This window comes from Arcobacter sp. CECT 8985 (assembly GCF_004116495.1).
GTDB lineage: Bacteria > Campylobacterota > Campylobacteria > Campylobacterales > Arcobacteraceae > Malaciobacter.
The window spans coordinates 1-19,621 of record NZ_PDKC01000040.1 but is presented as its reverse complement, the minus strand read 5'-3'; the positions used below and the strand labels follow the sequence as shown (position 1 = coordinate 19,621).

Here is a 19,621-nt window from a genome sequence, read left to right as displayed (position 1 = left end):
ATTTGTGTTTATTAATATAAAAGGTATATCCCTTGGAATTACATATTTTATAGGATTATTAACTCCAATAATTTTTTTTATTTCATTGATATATACTTATCACGCAAAGCATATTTTTAAACACAGTGTATCATTACTATTTCTTTCAATTTTTTTTACATTTATACATTAATAAAGTAATTTATTAATGTATTTTATAATCAATTTTGATTATGACTATCAAAATATCATTTTTTTAACATTATTCAATTATAAAATACTATTAACAAAACACAAGGAGAATTGATGAATTTTAAAAGATACTTAGTAGCTTCATTAGCAATATTTAGTTCATTAACATTAGCAAATGCAGCTAATGAAAACTCTGTGGGAGATGTAACTGTTGTAAGTGCAGCAGGTTTTGATCAAAATATAACTGACGCTCCTGCAAGTATTTCTGTAATTACAGCTGCAGAATTAGAAAAAAAATCTTATACAGATATTAGTGATGCATTAAAAAATGTACCAGGAGTTTATGTAACAGGTGGAGGTTCAAATCAATCTATTATGATTAGAGGTATGAATTCAGGATATACACTATACTTAATAGATGGTCGACCAATGCAAGGTGGAGATGCTTTTGAGTTAAATGGGCAATTAAAAGGTGCTCAAATGAACTTCTTACCTTCAATTGATGAAATTGAAAGAATTGAAATTATTAGAGGTCCAGCATCTTCAAGATATGGTTCTGATGCCATGGGTGGAGTTATTAATATTATTACGAAGAAAAATGTTGATAAATTCACTGCAAAAATATCAAATGAATATATTATGGCAGATTCAGATAATAAAGTAAATAATGATTCAATACAAACAAATTTATATATTAGTACTCCATTAATAGATAAGTTATTATCTTTTTCTGTTACAGGTTCTTTTTTAAATCAAGATGAGAGTGATTTTAATGCAAATAATACAAAAAGTGAAGGAAGTGATCCTGAATACAAAAGAAAAAGTATAAATACAAAATTTACTTTAACTCCAGATGAACATAATAAACTTACTTTTGGGTATATGTACTCAAAACAAGAAAGAACATGGAATGAAGGTAAAAGTATAGCTGAGGGTGAAGATGATACTTATCAAAAATCTATAAAGTATAACTACTCATTAGCACATGATTTAAGATTTGATGATTTTATTATGAATTCATATGTTAATTATGATAAAGCAAAAAATCCTACAAGAACAAATACGGATACTGGAAATGGTGTAGAGTTTGAAACATTAACTTTAAATACTCAAGGTACATATTTCTTTAAATCAAATGCATTATCTATGGGGATTAATTACAAAAAAGAAAAACTTGAAGATGGCGCCACAAATGGTCTTAGTGATGCAATTACAAAAATGGATAGATACCAATATTCAGTATTTTTAGAAGATGAAATCACATTAACAGATGATCTATTTTTAACATTAAGTGGTAGATATGATTACAATGAAGAGTTTGGAAGTCACTTTAGCCCAAAAGCATATTTAGTTTATCATCTTGTTGATAACTGGACTTTAAAAGGTGGAGTTACAAGTGGTTATAAAGCACCTTCATTAAGACAATCTGCAACAGATTTTGCTGGAATTTCAAGAGGTGGAGTAATGTTAGGAAATCCTGATTTAACACCTGAAAAAACAATAAATTATGAAGCAGCAGTTGCATATGATAATTCAGATGTAGGAGTTAAAGCTAGTTTAACACTTTTTCAAACAGATTTCAAAGATGCAATTAACAGAACTGATAGATTTTGTCCACCAAATCAACCTTGCGTATATAAAGGAAATAATTATCCAAGTCATCCATTTGGATATACAGCCTATGAAAATGTAGATGAAGCACAAATTCAAGGTATTGAATTTACAACTGATTATCAAATCACACCTACTTTATCATATAGACAAAGTTATACATATACAGACTCTGAACAAAAATCAGGTGAAAATAAGGGTGATCCTTTAAATGATATTCCAAAACATATGTTTAATGCTGGACTTGATTGGCAAGCTATGCCAAAACTTCTTTTATGGACACAAGTAAATTATAGAGGTAAATCTGCAGGTAGTATTCCAAGAGGTAAAGATTCTTTAGAAAAAGACCCTTCATATACTTTTGCAGATGCGGGATTAGTTTATGATGTAAATAAAAATGTAAAACTAAAATTTGGTGTTTATAACATTGCAAATGAAGAAGTTACATCAGATGATTATAGTATGGTTTTAGATGGAAGAAGATATAGCTTTGCTATGAATATTAAATTTTAGAAAAGTAAAGAGGCAACTCTTTACTTTCTAAAATCCAAACTACAACTTCTTGTTTCATCAACAATTGCTTGGGATAAAACCTCATCCTCAATAATAATATGTTCTAAATGTAATCTTTCAAGTTGTTTTGCTTCGCTATTTCGTCCTACTTTTACAATTGTTTTAGTGTTATGAGTTAAATCATTTATAACTTCACAAATTAAAGTTAGTTTTTCTGGATTATCAATTGCTACAATTGTTGCAGCTGATTTTTTTATATTTACAGAGTTTAAAATAGTTTTACTTGCAGCATTACCAAAAATAATTGGTTCATCATTATCTTTACCAATTTTATAATATTTTGTATTATGTTCAATAATATAATACTTTCTTCCTTCAAGCTTTAACTTCTCAACAACTTCCTGTCCCAAATGTCCATAACCAATAACAACAATATGTCCATGTGTATTTTTATCAACTTGTAAAGTATTAACCATTTGAAAAGTATCATCAGGTACAAGTCTTGAAGCAAGAGAAGATAAGTTTTTAAGTACAATTGGAGTTAATATCATAGATATAACTATTGTTACTATTAATATTTGTGAATAAGTAGGATTAATTAAAGAATTGCTTCTTGCTAATTCTAATACTGCAAGTGAAAATTCCCCTATTTGAACTAAAGATAATGCAGTTTTAAAAGCAACTCTTTTTGTATCATCAATTCTAACTAATAGATAAATAATTACATATTTTAAAGTTAATAATACAGGTAATAATATCAATATAATCAAATAATTATCAATAATCACATCAAAGTTTATTTGCATACCAACAGTTATAAAAAATACTCCTAAAAGTAAATTTCTAAAAGGTATCAAGTCAGCTTCAACTTGATATTTAAATTTTGTTTCACTAATCATCATACCAGCAATAAAAGCCCCTAATGAATAAGAAAAACCAAAATAATGTGCAAGATATGAAGCACCAATTGCTATTAATAAAACTGAAGCTACAAACAACTCTTCAGATTTTGATTCACTTACATATTCAAAAAAAGGTTCTAGTAAATATTTTCCTGACACATATAGTAATAATATTAATATAGTTGCAGCTATTGTTGTATGTGCAATTATATTAAATACTGATTTTTCTGCACCTGAACTAAAAATTGAAATCATTAATAAAATAGGAATTACTGCAATATCTTGCATAATAAGTATCCCTAAAACTCTTCTTCCATAAGGTTTTTGAATTTCACCATTTTCATTATAGATTTTAAGAACAATTGCAGTTGAAGATAAAGATAAGGCTGAACCAAGTACAAGTGAAGTTTTATAATCAAAGCCTAAGGCAAACATACAAATTAAAAATACAAAAAGTGTAGTAACTATAATTTGTAAACTACCTGTAAATAATACTTCTCTTTTCATTCGATTTAGATGTTGAAGTGAGAATTCCAAACCTATTGTAAACATCAGAAAAACAACACCAAACTCTGCAATTTCTTTTAAATCATGATTATTTACTGCATTATGAAGATCAAATAAATATGCAATAATAGTACCTGTAAAAATGTACCCTATAATTGTAGGTAAATGAAATTTTTTTAAAAGTAGATTTACAGCAACTGCAATAAATATTGTCCAAACAATAATTCCCAACATTTTTCATCCTATAGTTTGTTTATAATGCATCTGCTTGTAACCTTCAAGTCTTTTTTTATAAGCTGAATTAAGCATCGCATTTTTTGAATCTAAAAAATCAATAGCTAAACACTCTTGTCCATCTCTGCCAACTCGTCCTAAATATTGAATGAGTCTTCCATAATAAGAAATAGGAGTTGCAAAAAGTATCGTATTTAGATGTGGAAAATCAATTCCTTCCCCAAAATATGATGTTGTTGCAAGAATTAGACTTTTACTCTTAACTTGCTTCATATTTTCATTTTGTTCTTTTTTATTCATACTTCCATGAATACAAACAAAATCTATATTTTCTTCTGATAACATTTTTTCTAAAAAGTTTAAATGTTCTATTCTATCACTTAAAACTAAAATCTTTCTTTTTATATTATTTTTTATTTCATTTAAAATCAATAAATTTCTACTTTGGTTAGCACATAATTCATTTATTAATGTTGCATAATTATCTGCATTACTTTCAAAAGTTGTTCTTATTATTTTTAATCTATTTGTTGTTGTCTTTTTCTTTTTATATTCATATGAGATATTACCTAGTTGTTGAAATAAAATTGGATCAAGTCCATCTTTTCTTTTTGGTGTTGCACTAAGACCTAATACATATTTTCCATGAAATTGTTTTATAATTTGTTCAAAGGTAACAGCAGGAATATGGTGGCACTCATCAACAATCACAAAAGAGTAATCATTTATAATATCAGGATCATTTTTTAGACTTTGCATTGTTGCAATATCAATATTTCCATTTAATTTATTTTTACCTTTTCCTAAATATCCAATATCATTTTTCGAATATCCAAAATAATCAATAAATCTTTGAATCCATTGATTTAGTAACATGTTTTTATTTACTACAACTATAGTACTACAGGATCTAAGCTCTGTCATTTTAGCACCAATTAATGTTTTCCCAAAACCAGGAGGTGCAACACAAATAGAGAAATCTGTTTTCATAATATTTGTTATTGCTTCTTGTTGTTCATCTCTTAGAGTAAATGTTACTTTTTTAGTCTCTATTTTTTCAAAGAACTTTTTATCATCTAAATTATACTTTACCTTATTATCATCAAAAAATTTAAATGTTTGATAAATTAAACCTCTTGGTAATTTAAGATATTTTTCATCTTCTTCAAAATTTTTAATAACTCTTGGAGTATTATATAAAGGTTTTCGTAAACTCAATAAAACTTTAATTTGCGGATTTTCAAAACTTGCAAAACTTTTTAATTTATTTATAAATGTTTTTGATAAATCTTTTGTAGGTATATATAAAAAATCGTATATAATTAACTTCAATTCAAAATTTGGCAAACTTATTTGTTCAAAAGTAGTAGAATCAAATGCTTTTACTTCTTCATTTACACAAAGTTTCTCTATTTGTTCTTTTGATACTTTTGAAACATTATTCAATATACTCCATTGATCTTCATAAACTTTTGATGTATTTATATCTATAAATACTGTTTTGTTCTCTTTTCTATAAAAAAGATGTAATGGAAGCTCGATTTTTGAACCTAAATTTGCTTTTGTAGCAAAATGTTGCTTTGGAAATATTTTTGCTGAAATATTTGCTTTTTTAATTATTTCATTTGCAAATAAATTTGCTTTTTTAGCACTAGTATATTCATTAAAAAATATCCAAGCTCTTAATGTAGAAATATGGCTTTTTTCAAAATATGCTCTTATATTGAGTGAATTTAATGCAATTTGTAATTTGAACTTATCATCATCTAAAATTTCTATAACTACATATTTAGATCTATTTTTATAATCAATTACATATGAAGCTAAATGAACAATTCCCCTTAAATGCAACTCTATTTCTTGATCTGTTAAAGGAATATAATCTTCACCTTTAAATGTTTGAGTAACAGGGAAAAAATTCTGTTTAGATTTGTCTTTACTTACACTTTTTCGTGCATAAATATCAAATCTATTTACAAATAAAGATTTAAAAATATTAATTTTTTCATCTTTAGAGAAACTAGTTTTAGTAGGAGTATTTAAAAGAGTTGCTTCTAAAGCTTTTATCTCTTCTTCTATTTGCTCTTTTTGCTTATAAAGTTGATTTAGTTTCTCTTTAATTGTTGCCATGTCTTAAAGGTGCAGGAGAAACTATTATATTATTAATTTTTTGTTCAATTTCTGAATATCTACTTTTTAGATTTGAACTTTTTCTAATACCTTGCCCTTCAAACTTACCATCTTCTTCTATTATTAATTCGTTATATCTAATTTCTCCAATAACTTTTCCAGAAGATAAAACATGAACTTCATTGCAATCAATTTTACCATCAAAAAGACCACTAACTATCAAATTATTTGCTTTAATATCTCCAATAACTTCTCCAGTTTGTCCTATAGTAATAACATCTGCTTCTAAAATAACACCTTCAAATTTTCCATCAATATGAACTGTTCCAGGTGTGCTTATTCCACCAATTATACAAGTACCAGATGCAATTACTGTTGCACTATTTTGTTCTGTTCGCTTATTAGTCTTACCAAAGATTCCCACGGAATTCTCCTTTGTTTTTTGAAGATATTTTCATAATTTTTCATATTCCAATATAGAAAATTATATGGATTAATAACTTTAATGCCATATCTAACTTCATAATGTAAATGTGGTGCAGCACTTCTTCCACTATTACCACTTAACCCTAGAAGTTCACCTTTTCTAATTACTTGACCTAATTTTACTTTTGTTTTATTTAAATGTGCATATACTGTTTGAAAACCATAACTATGCATAATTTTTACAACTCGTCCATAACCACTAATATCTCTTGATCTTACATAACTTACAATACCATCAGCAGTTGCATAAACTTTTGTTCTCATCCTTGCTCTTAAGTCAGTTCCCCTGTGGAATTTCTTAGTTTTTGTTATGGGATGAACCCTATAACCAAAAGGTGAAGTAACCACAATTTTTGTTTTTAAAGGACTACCATTTGGTATTGTTCTTAAAATAAATGCTTTCTGAGAAGTTGTCATTGTTGCTAAAGTTGCTCTTTTTATAAGCCCCAAATCTTCATCTTCTTTTTTAATTCCAATTATTTCTTCAAGATGATCAAGCTTTGAACTTAATTCTTCTAAATCATCAGCTTTATTTTTTATCTGTTCAGAATATTTAGAGTTTTGAGATAATAACATTTTTTCTTTTTGTTCTAATGCTGTTATTTCTTTTTTCTTAGACTCTTTTAAATGAGAAACTTCACTACTTAAATAAGTAATTAACCAAAAACTTCCACCCAACACAAATAATGCAACTATTGAAAATATGACTATAAATTTTCTAATAAATTGGTGAATATTATAAGATTTTGTTCCATGTACATCGGATACTGTAATTATTAATCTATTTTTCATCAAAATCTAAAATCTCTATTATTCTTTCTACAACTAAAAAAGACCCAAAAGCAAGATACTGTTCATTTTTGTCAAATTCTAGTTTAGCTTTAGTCATTATATTGTAATTTTTACAAATTTCTAATAAATTATTTTTATCAACTATTCTTTTATCTTCAATATCTATAATAATTATTTCTTTAATTATTGGTTTTAATATTTTTAAGACTGTTTCATAATCTTTATCTTTATATGAATTATAAATCAAAGTTATCTTTTTATTTTTAAATTCATTTGCTAATACAGTTGCAGCTAGAGGATTGTGCCCTACATCAACTGTTATATTTGATGAAATTTTTTCACATCGCCCTTTTAATTTTATATTTTCAAATAAGGCTAAATCAATATCTATTTTTAAATATTTTAACGCTTCAATAACTAATTGAAGATTTCTTTTTAAATATGAAGCATAATCTGTTTTTATTTCAAATTTTTCAAATTTTTTTACTATTTCAATAGAAATATCTCTTTTATTTTTTAGCTGTTCTTTTACTTCAAAAGCTACATCTTTTACTTTTTCATGAACTTGATATCCTACAATCATATGATTATCACAAGCTCTCATTTTTGTTTGAGCAATTTGTTCTATTGTATTTCCTAAAAATGATTGATGGTCTAAGTCAATTGTAGTAATTAAACTTAAATTATTTGGAACAACATTAGTTGCATCAAACTCTCCACCTAAACCAGCTTCTAAAACTACATAATCAAAACCACTACTTAAATATAAAGCAATAAGTGTTGTATATTCAAAATATGTTAATTTTTCTAATAGCTTTATGTCTAAAAATGATTGTATTTTTTTATGTGCATACTCTAAATCTTTGTCACTTACATCTTTGCCATTAAGCCAAATTCTTTCATTAAAGTGTCTAATGTGAGGAGAACTATAATGTAATACTTTATAGTTCTTTCTATATAAATAAGTAGCTAAAAATCTTCCTGTACTTCCCTTACCATTTGTTCCTACAATATGTATAACATATGGTAAATTGATATGCTTTTTTAAGATTTCCCAAGAGTTATTTACTATTGAGAAATCTATTTTATCGTAGTATAGAGTTTTGTACTCTAAAAAATCTTTTAAAGCCACACTTTTTAAATCTTGCATACTCTTAAATACTACTCACTTTTTTTAAAAGATTGAATTGCAATTTTTGATATTACTTCTTCTAGTGCTTTTGAAGCAGCTGATTTAATGGCTTCAAATCTCTTAGCATCATTAATATATTCCCCATCAACTGTAAACTCTTGTGTTCCACTTACATTAAAGCTATTAGTATGATTATCATTTGAGTATTTTACATTTATATTTACATTTGCTTTATAAAGTTTTGTATTACCCTGTTCATCATATTGAAGCTTTGACATAGAAACATTCCCAAGTTTTAAATTAAGAATAGTATCTGCTAATTTTTTGTCATATACTAAATTTGTACCTAATCTATGAACTAAAATTTCATTCATTGCATCTTTTATTAAAACTGCATTTTTAGGGTCTCTTAAATTTACATAAAGATCAACAAAAACATTACCGTTTATTTGCTCTTTGGCATAAGTACTTGATGGTTTATATCCACATCCAGAAAATAATAATACTGCAACTAATGAAAACAGAATAAAAAAACTCTTTCTCATCTTTAACCTTTTATAACTAAATTTACTAATTTATTTGGTACAACAATCTCTTTGATTATCTCTTTACCTTCCAACCACTTAGTAGCTGCTTGTTTTGCTTGATTTAAAACTTCATCTTTTGTTGCACTTGGAGACACTTCAATTTCGCATCTTTTTTTACCATTAATTGTAACTGCAATTATAATAGAATCAAGTTCAAATACTTCTTCTTTTACTTCAATTTTTGTATCAAAGTTTATTCTATTAAATAATTTATCTGACAATTCCCAACAAGTATGAGGAATAATTGGTTCTAAAATATTTGTTAAAATATAGTAACCTTCAGCCCAAACTAATTCATTATCTTGTGCTTGAAGTGCATTTAATGCTTCCATAGCTCCAGCTATTAAAGTATTAAAAGTATATGTTTTATTAAATACATCATCTGCTCTTTTTAATGCTTCATAAACTTTTCTTCTTGCATCTTTTTCATCTTTTGATAAAGAAGAGTGTTCAATATTTTTAAAATTTTGCGCAGATTCTTTTGTTACGTATGCACTTCTTTGAACAAATTTTTTAATAAATTTAAATGCACCATCAACTGCACTATCATTCCACTCTAACTCTTTTGTTGGTGGAGCTGCAAATAAAATAAATAATCTTGCAGTATCTGCTCCATATTTGTCCATAATTAAATCTGGATCTACAACATTACCTTTTGATTTAGACATTTTTGCACCATCTTTTAAAACCATTCCTTGAGTAAGAAGTTGTTTAAATGGTTCTCTTGATTGAGTATAACCTAAATCATTTAATACTTTTGTGAAAAATCTTGCATAAAGTAAGTGTAAAATTGCATGTTCAATTCCACCGATATATTGGTCAACATTCATCCAATAATCACTATCTTCTTTTGATATTCCTTCTGTTTGCCATTTTTTAGGATCAGTTGCATATCTTAAGAAATACCATGAAGATTGAACAAAAGTATCTAATGTATCTGTTTCTCTTGTTGCTTCTTTACCACATTTTGGACAAGTACATTTTTTCCAAGATTCATGAGTATCTAAAGGATTTCCATGACCTGTAATTTCTATATCATCTGGCAATGAAATTGGTAAATTTTCAATTTTTTCAGGAACCAATCCACAATCATCACAATGAACAAAAGGAACAGGTGCACCCCAATATCTCTGTCTTGAAACTCCCCAATCTCTTAATTTAAAATTAACTTGTTTTTTACCAAGTGAGTTTTGTTCGAAGTGATAAATAATAGCTTTTTTTGCTTTATTATTTTTAAGTGAAGAAAAACTCTCAGAATTAATTAATTCACCTTCTTGAGTATAAGCTTCAGTTTGATTTTCTAAAATTCCCTCTTTTCCTAAAATTACTTGTTTTATTGGTAAATTATATTTTTTAGCAAATTCAAAATCCCTTTGATCATGAGCGGGAACTGCCATAACTGCACCACCACCATATGATGCTAATACAAAGTTTGCAACCCATACAGGAATTAATTCACCAGTTAATGGATGAATTACATCAATTTCTAAAGATACACCCTCTTTATCTTGAGTAGCTCTATCTCTTTCACTTACTTTTTGCATAGATTTAATTGCTGAAATTTTATCTTCAGGAAGCAATTTATTATCAACTATATATTTTACAATTGGATGTTCTGGTGCAAGTGCAGAGTATGACATCCCATATATTGTATCTGGTCTTGTTGTAAATACATCAAATGATGAAAAGTTTTTATCAAGTTTAAAAAGTGAATTTTCAGATAACTCTAAAGTGAATTCCAAACCTTCACTTCTTCCAATCCAGTTTTCTTGCATTGTTAAAACTTGACTTGGCCAAGAACCCTCTAATAGTTTTAAATCATCAAGTAATTCTTGTGCATATTTAGTAATTTCAATATAATAACCTGGCATTTGTTTTTGTTCAACAGGTGTACCACATCTCCAACAACATCCCTCTTCTACTTGTTCATTTGCAAGTACAGTATGACAAGGCTCACACCAATTTACAGTTGTTGATTTTCTATATAAAAGTCCTGATTCATACATCTTGATAATGAACTCTTGTTCCCATTTTGTATATAATTCATCTGAAGTTGCAAACTCTCTTTCTTCACTAAAAGAAAGTCCTAAAGATCTCAGTTCTTCTCTCATATAATCGATATTTTCATAAGTCCATTTTTTAGGGTGCGATTTATGTTTTATTGCTGCATTTTCTGCTGGCATACCAAAACTATCCCATCCAATTGGATGTAATACATTAAAACCTGCTTTTCTATAATATCTAGCGAAAGCATCACCTAAACAGTAGTTTCTTACATGTCCCATATGAATTCTACCACTTGGGTATGGAAACATACTTAAAATATATTTTTTATCTTTTTGTTTATCATCTAATGGTTCAAAACTTTTATTTTCACTCCAAAAAGTTTGCCATTTTTTCTCTATTTCTTTTGGATTATATTCCATTAATAAATATCCTTATCTTGACTTTTTGCGCTCTCAATCAATGCTAATGCTATTGAAAAAGCATTTGCTACAACTGCACCAATTGCTAAAGCAGTTGCCATTCTCTCATCACCTATAAATGTTAATACCATAAATGCTGGGATTAAGTGTAAATCTGCAACTAAAGAACTAGCTAAAAGTTCAGCTGCTAATAAATTTTTTACACCTATTTTTAAGATTGTTGATATTACATTTACACCAGCTGCTAAAAATAATGCTACTGCATTTGGTTCATAAATGAATCCTGCTGTTGTTGTAAGTGACATGAGGGAGAAAAATATATAAGTAACCTTACCCCAATCCATATTATTCCTTTTGAGATTTATAAATAAGGATATATAATAGCCAAAAGATACTAAAGTATTGCTTTTAGGTCTTAAAGTTTTTGATGCCTAAAAGCTACTACTAATTTATAAATCAAATATGCAATTATTAACTTAAAAAATAGTTGGATAATAAAATATATAGTACCACCAATATTTAATTCAAAGGGATTTAAATTGTGTAAAAGAAGATTAAATGTTACATCTTCAGTAACAATCAAATAAATTCCAACTGTTGCATATAATGCTAAGTAAATTAGATTTGTTTTATACATATACACTAGATTATAAACACAAAGCCAAATAAAAGGTAAGATAAGTCCTGCAATTAAGATTTCTTTATAAAATCCACTTGGAATAAAGCTTACATATTCATGAGATTTATTTACAAATTCATACTCAAATATACTAGAAAATAGTTCAAATAAAACTATCCAAAATAGCGCAAGTTGCCAATCTTTTGCATGGTTTGAAGATATTCTATCAAAATTATATTTGATTTTATTCCATGCTATTTTTTTATTTTTTTCTTCTGTTTGCATTGCCATTCCTTTTAAAAAAGGTATTTAATTTAGTTATTTTAATTCATTTTTGTTTAAAGTTTGCCATCTTTTATGATTATTTATGCAAATAAAATTATTTAATTTTTTATCATTTACGTCTTGTGTTTTGACGAATTGATATTATTAATTGATAAATTAAATATGCGATGATTATTTTATATATTAATTCTGAAAAAGTGATATTTTTCCAACTATCCATCACTGAAAATGGATTGATATGATTTGTTACATTATACAAATTAAAATCACAACTAATTATAGAATACAAGCCATATGAGATAAAACCAAATATTATGAGAAGAATATTTTTAAATTCTATTTGTATACTAGCTATTATTAAAGACATAATAAATATAAAAAAAGATGGAATTAAATTTATAAAACTAATATGGTATTTTTCAAAATCATTTGTTATCATTCCTATTGAAAATGTAAAACTGATAATCCAAAAAAGTGCTAATAACCAATCTTGTGAATGATTAGAACTTATTCCATGTACTTTAAATACTAGCCATTCAAAAAAGTTTTTTCCTTCTTTTAAATCTTTTGTTAACTCTTCTTCTCTTTTTTTCATCTCTATTGCATAATATTTATTTGCTTCAATTATGTTGTTTTGTTGTTCAAAAGAGTCTTTTATTATTCTTGCAGTTTCTCTATTCTGTATTTTTCCTTCTATTCCTAATAAATCACTTTTCCCAATATAATGTATTTTTTCTAAATCTAATTTATTAAAATTAGTTCGTCTAAGATTTAACATTTCAAAAGAGTCTTTTTCAGAAATAAAAAAATCTATTTTTGTATCTGCCATTGAAAATAATTTATTAAAAATATTTTCTTTCAATAATAAGCCATCAACGTTAGAATTATCTAAAATTATATTTTCATTAAAAATTGAATTTTCTATACATAAATCTTTCTTAATAATATTTTTAGAAATATCAACCTTATTGTTTAAAGTGCAAAACTGAATTTTCAACTTTTCAATTGGATATTCTACACTAATATTTAACTTACTAAAAAAACTGCAACTTAAAAACTTTAAAGTATCAATTCTTGATTTTTGACCAATAAAAAACTCTTTTTCAAATTTACAATCATAAAAATTTAAATTTTTATATACTTGTTCATTAATATTTTTTCTCTTAAAAAGATTATTAAAAGTATCAAAAAAAGGTTTTTTTTTAAATATGACTCTATTTGCATTTAATTTATTAATTTTACAAAAGTTAAATAATTTAAAATTTATTTCTTCGTCATTAATTTCTATTTTATTAATATCGCAATTATCAAATAATTCATTCTCATCAAAAAGGTTGCAACTCTTTATTATCAATTTATTACTAAATTTACATTTCTCAAAATAATAAGTTTTTTCTGAATTAATCTTAAAATCAAACTCAAATATACAATTATCAAAAAACTTTATTTTGTATAACTTATCTATTATGTATTTATTTTCTTTTGTAAAAGTTATATCTTTAAATTCAATTATTTTATTTTCCAATTCAGTTTTAAACATTCCTTTAAAACCCTCATTATTATCTTTAATCATATATTCTTTAAAATCTTTAATATCACAAGTTTTACCATCAGTAAGTTCATTAAATGTAATTTTATCTAGTTGTTTGTATATTATTTCACATATTTCGCTATTAGACATTGATACTCTTTAAATAAATCATTTTATTTATTATATTCTTTTCATCCTTTGACTCTTTTTTTACTTTTTTCAAAAAAAGTAAAATAAAATGTAAATAGACAAGAAGTTATTAGTGATTTTTTTACATAAAAAAAGGGAAGGCAGTAAAACTGTCTTCCCTTTTATAAAGATGATGCAAGAACAGTCTTATTAGACTGTTCCTTTCTCATACATAGCTCTCATTCTCTCTTTTTCTTTTTGTCTTTTTACTTTTTCAGCCTCTTTAGCTCTAAATCCTAAAATTGAGAATTTTAATTGAACTAAAAATGATGCGGCAATAAAGATTGAAGAATAAGTACCTACAATAATACCTACAACTAAGGTAAATGCAAATCCGTGAATAATTTCACCACCAAATGCAAATAGAGTCACTACAACAAAGAATGTTGTTAATGATGTAAGAGTTGTTCTTGATAATGTTTTACTTACTGATTCATTTACAATTTTTTCAATAATAGTCTCTTTGGAAGTTTGAATACCTTCTCTAATTCTATCAAATACAATAATTGTATCATTTAGTGAATATCCAAGTAATGTCAACAGTGCAGCTAAAATATCTAAATTTACTTCAACAGAAAAAAGTGATATTGCACCCATTGCAATAGTAATATCATGAATAAGGGCTAAAATAGATGCAATTGCAAATCTCCACTCAAACCTAAAACTAACATATATTAAAATTACAATTATTGAAAGAGTAAGAGCCATAATACCCTTTTCTCTCAATTCTCCACCAACTTTTGGACCAACAATATCAACTCTTCTTATCTCAAACTTTCCAGTTGGAGCTAATACTTTTGTGATTCTATCACTAATATCAGTTGACAAATCCGAAGATGTTCCAGATAATCTAATTACAACTTCTTTATCACTTCCAAATTTTGAAATAATAGCATTTTCATATTTTGGTTTTTTAGCTAATACATGTCTAATATCTGAAATGGGAGCAACTTTTTCATATTTTACTTGAACAATTGTTCCACCTGCAAAATCAATACCAAAGTTTAAACCTTTAGTAATTAATAATACAATTGAAGCAATAAATAATATTGAAGACAACCCTAAAAAAGGAAGTCTACTTCCCATGAAGTTATATACTTTATTTGATTTAAATATTTCCATTAGTTAACTCCAAACCATTTTTTACTGTTTTTATCTTTTGCTATTTTTGGCATAAGTGCTTCATAGATACCGTGTGTACCTAAAATAGCTGTTAACATAGATGCCAAAATACCAATAGAGATTGTTACTGCAAATCCTTTAATTGGACCTGTACCATATGCATATAAAATTACTGCTGCTAAAACTGTAGTAATATTTGCATCTAAAATTGCTCTCATAGCATTTGAATATCCATCCTCAACTGCTTTTGGTATAGATAATCCTTGCTTTAATAACTCTCTAATTCTTTCAGTAATAATAACATTTGCATCAACTGCCATACCAACAGTAAGAACAATACCTGCCATACCAGGAAGTGTAAGAGTTGCACCAAACATAGCCATTACTGCCACAATTATAAAAATATTTGTAATCAATGCAATATTAGCAATAATACCAGCTCTTCTATAGTAAACAATCATAAATACTACAACAAGTAAAAATCCAAAGATTAAAGCCATCATTGAAGCTTCAATTGAATCAGCACCTAAAGAAGGTCCAACACTTCTTTTTTCAAGAAGTTTAACAGATGCTGGTAAAGCACCACTTCTTAAAGCAATTGCAACATTTCCAGCTTCTTGTAATGTAAATCCACCAGAAATTTGTCCACTTCCACCACCAATTCTTTCTCTAATTGAAGGTGCAGAATATACTTTACCATCAAGAACAACGGCAAGTCTTTTCCCAACATTTTTAGCTGTAAAATCTCCGAAAATTCTCGCACCACTTGAGTTTAAAGTAAAATTAATAATTGGTTGATTTGATTTATCAAATGCAACTTTTGCATCAATTACTTGTTCACCATTTAAAATTGGTATTTCTTTTACTAAATATAATCTATTTGCATCACTTGTATCTTGTAATATCAAATCTCCATATTCAGCTGCTTGTGCATCACTCATTGTATAAACTTGATCTGCTCTTTCTTCATCAACTGCCATTAATTCAAGGTTTGCAGGTTTTGAGATTAGTTCTCTTGCTGATTTTTCTTCTTCTTGTGATTTAATACCAGGAAGTTGCACAACAATATCTGTTTTACCTTGTCTTATTACAGTTGGTTCAGCTAGCCCAAATTGGTCAAGTCTATTTCTTATTGTTTCAACTGCTTGAGATACAGACAAATCTTTTGTTCTAGCTATCTCTTTATCAGTTAAAGTAACAGTAACATTTAATCCATCTATAGATGTTTTTAATCCGCTTATTTTTTCTAAATTTTTCTCAATTTTTGGAATTTCATCTTTATCTAGCATAGAAAAAGTAATAGTATCATCACTAATACTTAAATCTTCCAATAATAGTTCTTCATCATCTGCAAAATATTTAATTGAAGTTGCAATACTTTTTATTTTTGAAGCTACAGCTTCATTTGTTTGAACTCCTAGTAGCATATGAAGTCCACCTTGTAAATCTAATCCCAATGAGATTTTTTTACCAGTGTCTGTTTGCATAAATGAAGGAAGTGAGAATACAATTCCGAATATGATACTTAATATAAAAATAATTAGTCTATAATTTAAGATTTTCAATCATTTTCCTTAGCTTTTTGAGGTACATAGAAAATTTAAAACATACAAAGTTGTATGTTTTAAAATAGTAAATTAATCTAAAAGTTTTGTAACAAATTCTTTCATTAATTTCATTTCAGTGTTGTCGTGGTTTTTAACAATTAAAAAAGTATCTTCTACTTTTGTAATTTCTACCATTAAGCCACCATTTGTTACAATTTTATCACCTTTTTTTAATTCAGCTATCATTTGCTTATGAGCTTTAGCTTGTTTTTGCTGTGGTCTGATAATCAAAAAATAAAAAATTGCAAATAATGCAACTAGAGGCAATAATGAACTTATTAAATCAGCACTTTGACCCATTTAAATTCCTTTTTCTGAAGTATTTTCTATGTTTTTTATAAAACGTATTAATTTTAACAAAACTATTATAATAAAAGGCTTGATAACTGCAATATTACTTAGTAGTTTTATTTACTTACAACATTTTGATATAAATTATAAAATCCTTAATTCAGTTTTAGGATTAACAGGAATATATTTTCTTCTTACAATTCCTAGGATATCTTTAGTTATTGCTGGTTTTTTTACTGGTATATTTTGGTTTTATTGGATATCTTTTAGTTTTATTTATTATCATATATCTTATTTAATTCCTATTGCAATTTTAGCAATAGGTTTAATTGTAGCTTTTTTATTTTTTCTTCTTGATGCTATAAAAAAACCAATATTTAGAGTTTTTGCTATTTTTGCATTAAGTTTTATTGAACCTTTTGGGTTTAATTGGTTTAAACTTGAACTACTATTTGAAAGTTCGTATTTTCAAACTACAAAATTAGCTTTCTTTTTGATTTTAGTTTCTATGTTTTTTCTAACAAGAAAAAATAAATATAAAGCTTTATTCATAATTCCACTTTTATTTGCTTTTAACTACTCAAATCCAAAGAGTATAAAAAAACCTGATTTAAAAATATACATGGCAAAAATGCATATAAATCAAGATACAAAATGGAATAAAAACAATAGATTAAATATAATAAATAAAAATTTAGATGAAATAGATTATGCTATACAAGAAAAATATGATTTAATTATTTTACCTGAAACTTCACTACCAATTCTTTTAAATAAAGATGAATTTTTATTAAATTATCTAAAAAGAAGAGCTAAAAAAATTGATATTATTGTAGGTTCTATGTCATATAATAAAAAAGGTTACTTCAACTCTACATATTATTTTTCAAAAGATAAAGTACAAATAGCAAATAAAGTTGTCTTGGTTCCTTTTGGAGAAAAGATTCCTCTGCCAAAAATATTTGCTGATTTTATAAATAAAGTATTTTACAATGGCGCAAGTGACTATACAGAAGCAAAAGCACCAACGGATTTTAATATAAACGGTTTTAAATTTAGAAATGCCATCTGTTATGAAGCAACAACAGACAAAATATTTGAAAACCTAAATGGTACAAAATATATGATTGCAATATCAAATAACGCTTGGTTTACACCATCAATAGAGCCTACATTACAAAAAATACTTATGAGATATTATGCAAAAAAATATAATATCATGATTTATCATGTGACAAACGATAGTAAAAATTTTATAGTAAACCCTTAAATTTTTACTATCTATATTTACTATTATTCTTTACATTATCCAAGTCATATTTCATACTTTCATAACTAACAGGTTCGTTAGTTTGTTTTGAATAAATTATATGTCTTGTTACAAAAAATGCTATCAATATAATTATTATATAAATTATTTTATTCATCTAAATCTAATTTTCCTTTATATTTTATTGGAAATTCATCTGAATTTAATTGTAACTCATAACCTTTTTGGATTATATTGTTTGGGATTTTCCATGTTTTTTGTAAAGTATTTAATACTGAACTTTTTGTAAATTTGTTATTAATCAAAGCAATAGAGTAAGCACTTGCTTTTAAATCATCATTTAAATTATGATGATATAACCTAGATAAGTTATGAAAAGAAGACATATTATTTTCTTTTACCCCAATTAAATACCATTTCTTTGCACTTTCATAATCTTTTATTTTTTCTTGATATATAAATCCTATATTATTTGCAGACATTTTATCTTTTGTTTTTTCATATGACATTTCATAATATTTAATTGCTTCATCATAATCTTTTATTTTAGAATATAAGTAACCAATTCTATATAAAGCATCATTATTAGATAAATCAATTGCATTTTTACACCATTTTATTGCTTCATCATAATCTTTTTTCATTTGATATGCATAACACATATAATTTGAATTTACTCCTGTTGGTTTCATAGAGTTTGAGTATTTATACCATTTGATAGCTTTATCATAATCTTTTAATTTTTCTGAGTATGAGTATCCTATCTTTGTTGCTGCGCTTGGGTCTTTTTTTGCGTCAGTCCATTGGCTCCAATATTTTCTAATTCTTTTATCTGCATTATCATCCCATTCTGGCATTGCTAAAGTTGGAGTAATTTTAACTTCTTTCTCTTTTTCTATATTATTTGAACTTTTATTATCATCACAAGCAGTTAAGTTTAGACTTATTATTGCTATTATTAATATCTTTATTATTGTTTTAATATTCATTTGATTCCTCTTTCTTTTTATATTATTCTAAATATTTCATATCTTCAGGTGAAAAACTTATTTGTTCTAATGATTCTATTTTTATTTCACAATCCATTTTTGGTATTAGGTTTGAACTTATTATTTTATTTAAATCTTTAAATACTACTTTATATTTTAAATTTATTAATGAACTTTTAATTATTATATGTGAAGTATGATTTTCTTTTTTTATTTTATTTGTAAAA

At 26.2% G+C, this 19,621-nt stretch carries 18 protein-coding genes; 2 read left to right on the top strand and 16 right to left on the bottom strand.

Translation table 11 applies throughout. The features are described from left to right. The first annotated feature begins 285 nt into the window (after nt 1-285). Complete coding sequence (locus CRU93_RS12715; protein WP_129104574.1) at nt 286-2,295, top strand: TonB-dependent receptor domain-containing protein; 2,010 nt, start codon at nt 286-288, stop codon at nt 2,293-2,295. A 20-nt stretch (nt 2,296-2,315) separates the two neighbouring features. Here the strand turns inward: CRU93_RS12715 and CRU93_RS12710 are convergent, their stop codons facing one another. The 13 genes from CRU93_RS12710 to yajC all read right to left on the bottom strand — a co-directional run bounded on the left by CRU93_RS12710 (nt 2,316) and on the right by yajC (nt 17,144). Next, a complete protein-coding gene (locus CRU93_RS12710) occupies nt 2,316-3,938 on the bottom strand; it encodes a cation:proton antiporter (protein WP_129104573.1) in 1,623 nt (540 codons plus the stop codon). Between the two features lie 3 nt (nt 3,939-3,941). Further along, nucleotides 3,942-6,068, bottom strand: coding sequence for a DEAD/DEAH box helicase (locus tag CRU93_RS12705; RefSeq protein WP_129104572.1), 2,127 nt, complete (start codon nt 6,066-6,068; stop codon nt 3,942-3,944). Continuing rightward, the gene (locus tag CRU93_RS12700) at nt 6,055-6,492 is read right to left on the bottom strand and encodes a polymer-forming cytoskeletal protein (protein ID WP_129104571.1); all 438 of its coding nucleotides are present in this window, start codon (nt 6,490-6,492) and stop codon (nt 6,055-6,057) included. The genes CRU93_RS12705 and CRU93_RS12700 overlap by 14 nt, the downstream gene beginning before the upstream one ends. Next, on the bottom strand, nt 6,438-7,346 hold the full coding sequence (locus CRU93_RS12695; protein WP_129104570.1) for a M23 family metallopeptidase: 909 nt from the start codon (nt 7,344-7,346) through the stop codon (nt 6,438-6,440). The genes CRU93_RS12700 and CRU93_RS12695 overlap by 55 nt, the downstream gene beginning before the upstream one ends. Continuing rightward, nucleotides 7,336-8,496 carry a folylpolyglutamate synthase/dihydrofolate synthase family protein gene (locus tag CRU93_RS12690; protein ID WP_129104569.1) on the bottom strand — a complete coding sequence of 387 codons (1,161 nt, stop codon included), beginning with the start codon at nt 8,494-8,496 and terminating at the stop codon, nt 7,336-7,338. The genes CRU93_RS12695 and CRU93_RS12690 overlap by 11 nt, the downstream gene beginning before the upstream one ends. Nucleotides 8,497-8,507: 11 nt before the next feature. Next, entirely contained in the window at nt 8,508-9,023 is a 516-nt protein-coding gene (gene lptE, locus CRU93_RS12685) for an LPS assembly lipoprotein LptE (RefSeq protein ID WP_129104568.1), read from the bottom strand. Between the two features lie 2 nt (nt 9,024-9,025). After that, nucleotides 9,026-11,491, bottom strand: coding sequence for a leucine--tRNA ligase (leuS, locus tag CRU93_RS12680; RefSeq protein ID WP_129104567.1), 2,466 nt, complete (start codon nt 11,489-11,491; stop codon nt 9,026-9,028). Further along, nucleotides 11,491-11,835 carry a DUF6394 family protein gene (locus tag CRU93_RS12675; RefSeq protein WP_099342906.1) on the bottom strand — a complete coding sequence of 115 codons (345 nt, stop codon included), beginning with the start codon at nt 11,833-11,835 and terminating at the stop codon, nt 11,491-11,493. The genes leuS and CRU93_RS12675 overlap by 1 nt, the downstream gene beginning before the upstream one ends. A gap of 71 nt (nt 11,836-11,906) precedes the next feature. Beyond that, nucleotides 11,907-12,395, bottom strand: a complete 489-nt coding sequence (locus CRU93_RS12670) for a hypothetical protein (RefSeq protein WP_129104566.1) — start codon at nt 12,393-12,395, stop codon at nt 11,907-11,909. A gap of 109 nt (nt 12,396-12,504) precedes the next feature. Further along, complete coding sequence (locus CRU93_RS12665) at nt 12,505-14,076, bottom strand: hypothetical protein (RefSeq protein WP_129104565.1); 1,572 nt, start codon at nt 14,074-14,076, stop codon at nt 12,505-12,507. Between the two features lie 189 nt (nt 14,077-14,265). Beyond that, entirely contained in the window at nt 14,266-15,237 is a 972-nt protein-coding gene (gene secF / locus CRU93_RS12660; RefSeq protein ID WP_129104564.1) for a protein translocase subunit SecF, read from the bottom strand. After that, complete coding sequence (secD, locus tag CRU93_RS12655) at nt 15,237-16,802, bottom strand: protein translocase subunit SecD (protein WP_129104563.1); 1,566 nt, start codon at nt 16,800-16,802, stop codon at nt 15,237-15,239. Before secD ends, secF begins: the two co-directional genes overlap by 1 nt. A 72-nt stretch (nt 16,803-16,874) precedes the next feature. Next, nucleotides 16,875-17,144: a preprotein translocase subunit YajC gene (gene yajC / locus CRU93_RS12650; RefSeq protein WP_129104562.1), complete on the bottom strand. Its 270-nt coding sequence runs from the start codon at nt 17,142-17,144 to the stop codon at nt 16,875-16,877. 28 nt (nt 17,145-17,172) lie between these two features. Here yajC and CRU93_RS12645 point away from each other — a divergent pair, with 28 nt between their 5' ends. Continuing rightward, nucleotides 17,173-18,405, top strand: coding sequence for an apolipoprotein N-acyltransferase (locus CRU93_RS12645; RefSeq protein WP_129104561.1), 1,233 nt, complete (start codon nt 17,173-17,175; stop codon nt 18,403-18,405). 7 nt (nt 18,406-18,412) lie between these two features. Here CRU93_RS12645 and CRU93_RS14220 read toward each other — a convergent pair whose 3' ends face one another. The 3 genes from CRU93_RS14220 to CRU93_RS14215 all read right to left on the bottom strand — a co-directional run. After that, nucleotides 18,413-18,562 carry a hypothetical protein gene (locus tag CRU93_RS14220; RefSeq protein ID WP_164967685.1) on the bottom strand — a complete coding sequence of 50 codons (150 nt, stop codon included), beginning with the start codon at nt 18,560-18,562 and terminating at the stop codon, nt 18,413-18,415. Continuing rightward, nucleotides 18,555-19,394 carry a tetratricopeptide repeat protein gene (locus tag CRU93_RS12640; RefSeq protein WP_129104560.1) on the bottom strand — a complete coding sequence of 280 codons (840 nt, stop codon included), beginning with the start codon at nt 19,392-19,394 and terminating at the stop codon, nt 18,555-18,557. Before CRU93_RS12640 ends, CRU93_RS14220 begins: the two co-directional genes overlap by 8 nt. A gap of 22 nt (nt 19,395-19,416) precedes the next feature. After that, a partial coding sequence (locus tag CRU93_RS14215; protein WP_164967684.1) for a hypothetical protein occupies nt 19,417-19,621 on the bottom strand: 205 nt, incomplete at its 5' end.

Excerpts from the sequence above, each read along its gene's own strand:
- CRU93_RS12715 (WP_129104574.1), top strand. The coding sequence starts at position 286 with ATGAATTTTAAAAGATACTTAGTAGCTTCATTAGCAATATTTAGTTCA.
- CRU93_RS12710 (WP_129104573.1), bottom strand. The coding sequence starts at position 3,938 with ATGTTGGGAATTATTGTTTGGACAATATTTATTGCAGTTGCTGTAAAT.
- CRU93_RS12705 (WP_129104572.1), bottom strand. The coding sequence starts at position 6,068 with ATGGCAACAATTAAAGAGAAACTAAATCAACTTTATAAGCAAAAAGAG.
- CRU93_RS12695 (WP_129104570.1), bottom strand. The coding sequence starts at position 7,346 with ATGAAAAATAGATTAATAATTACAGTATCCGATGTACATGGAACAAAA.
- CRU93_RS12690 (WP_129104569.1), bottom strand. The coding sequence starts at position 8,496 with ATGCAAGATTTAAAAAGTGTGGCTTTAAAAGATTTTTTAGAGTACAAA.
- lptE (WP_129104568.1), bottom strand. The coding sequence starts at position 9,023 with ATGAGAAAGAGTTTTTTTATTCTGTTTTCATTAGTTGCAGTATTATTA.
- leuS (WP_129104567.1), bottom strand. The coding sequence starts at position 11,491 with ATGGAATATAATCCAAAAGAAATAGAGAAAAAATGGCAAACTTTTTGG.
- CRU93_RS12675 (WP_099342906.1), bottom strand. The coding sequence starts at position 11,835 with ATGGATTGGGGTAAGGTTACTTATATATTTTTCTCCCTCATGTCACTT.
- CRU93_RS12670 (WP_129104566.1), bottom strand. The coding sequence starts at position 12,395 with ATGCAAACAGAAGAAAAAAATAAAAAAATAGCATGGAATAAAATCAAA.
- CRU93_RS12665 (WP_129104565.1), bottom strand. The coding sequence starts at position 14,076 with ATGTCTAATAGCGAAATATGTGAAATAATATACAAACAACTAGATAAA.
- secF (WP_129104564.1), bottom strand. The coding sequence starts at position 15,237 with ATGGAAATATTTAAATCAAATAAAGTATATAACTTCATGGGAAGTAGA.
- yajC (WP_129104562.1), bottom strand. The coding sequence starts at position 17,144 with ATGGGTCAAAGTGCTGATTTAATAAGTTCATTATTGCCTCTAGTTGCA.
- CRU93_RS12645 (WP_129104561.1), top strand. The coding sequence starts at position 17,173 with ATGTTTTTTATAAAACGTATTAATTTTAACAAAACTATTATAATAAAA.
- CRU93_RS14220 (WP_164967685.1), bottom strand. The coding sequence starts at position 18,562 with ATGAATAAAATAATTTATATAATAATTATATTGATAGCATTTTTTGTA.
- CRU93_RS12640 (WP_129104560.1), bottom strand. The coding sequence starts at position 19,394 with ATGAATATTAAAACAATAATAAAGATATTAATAATAGCAATAATAAGT.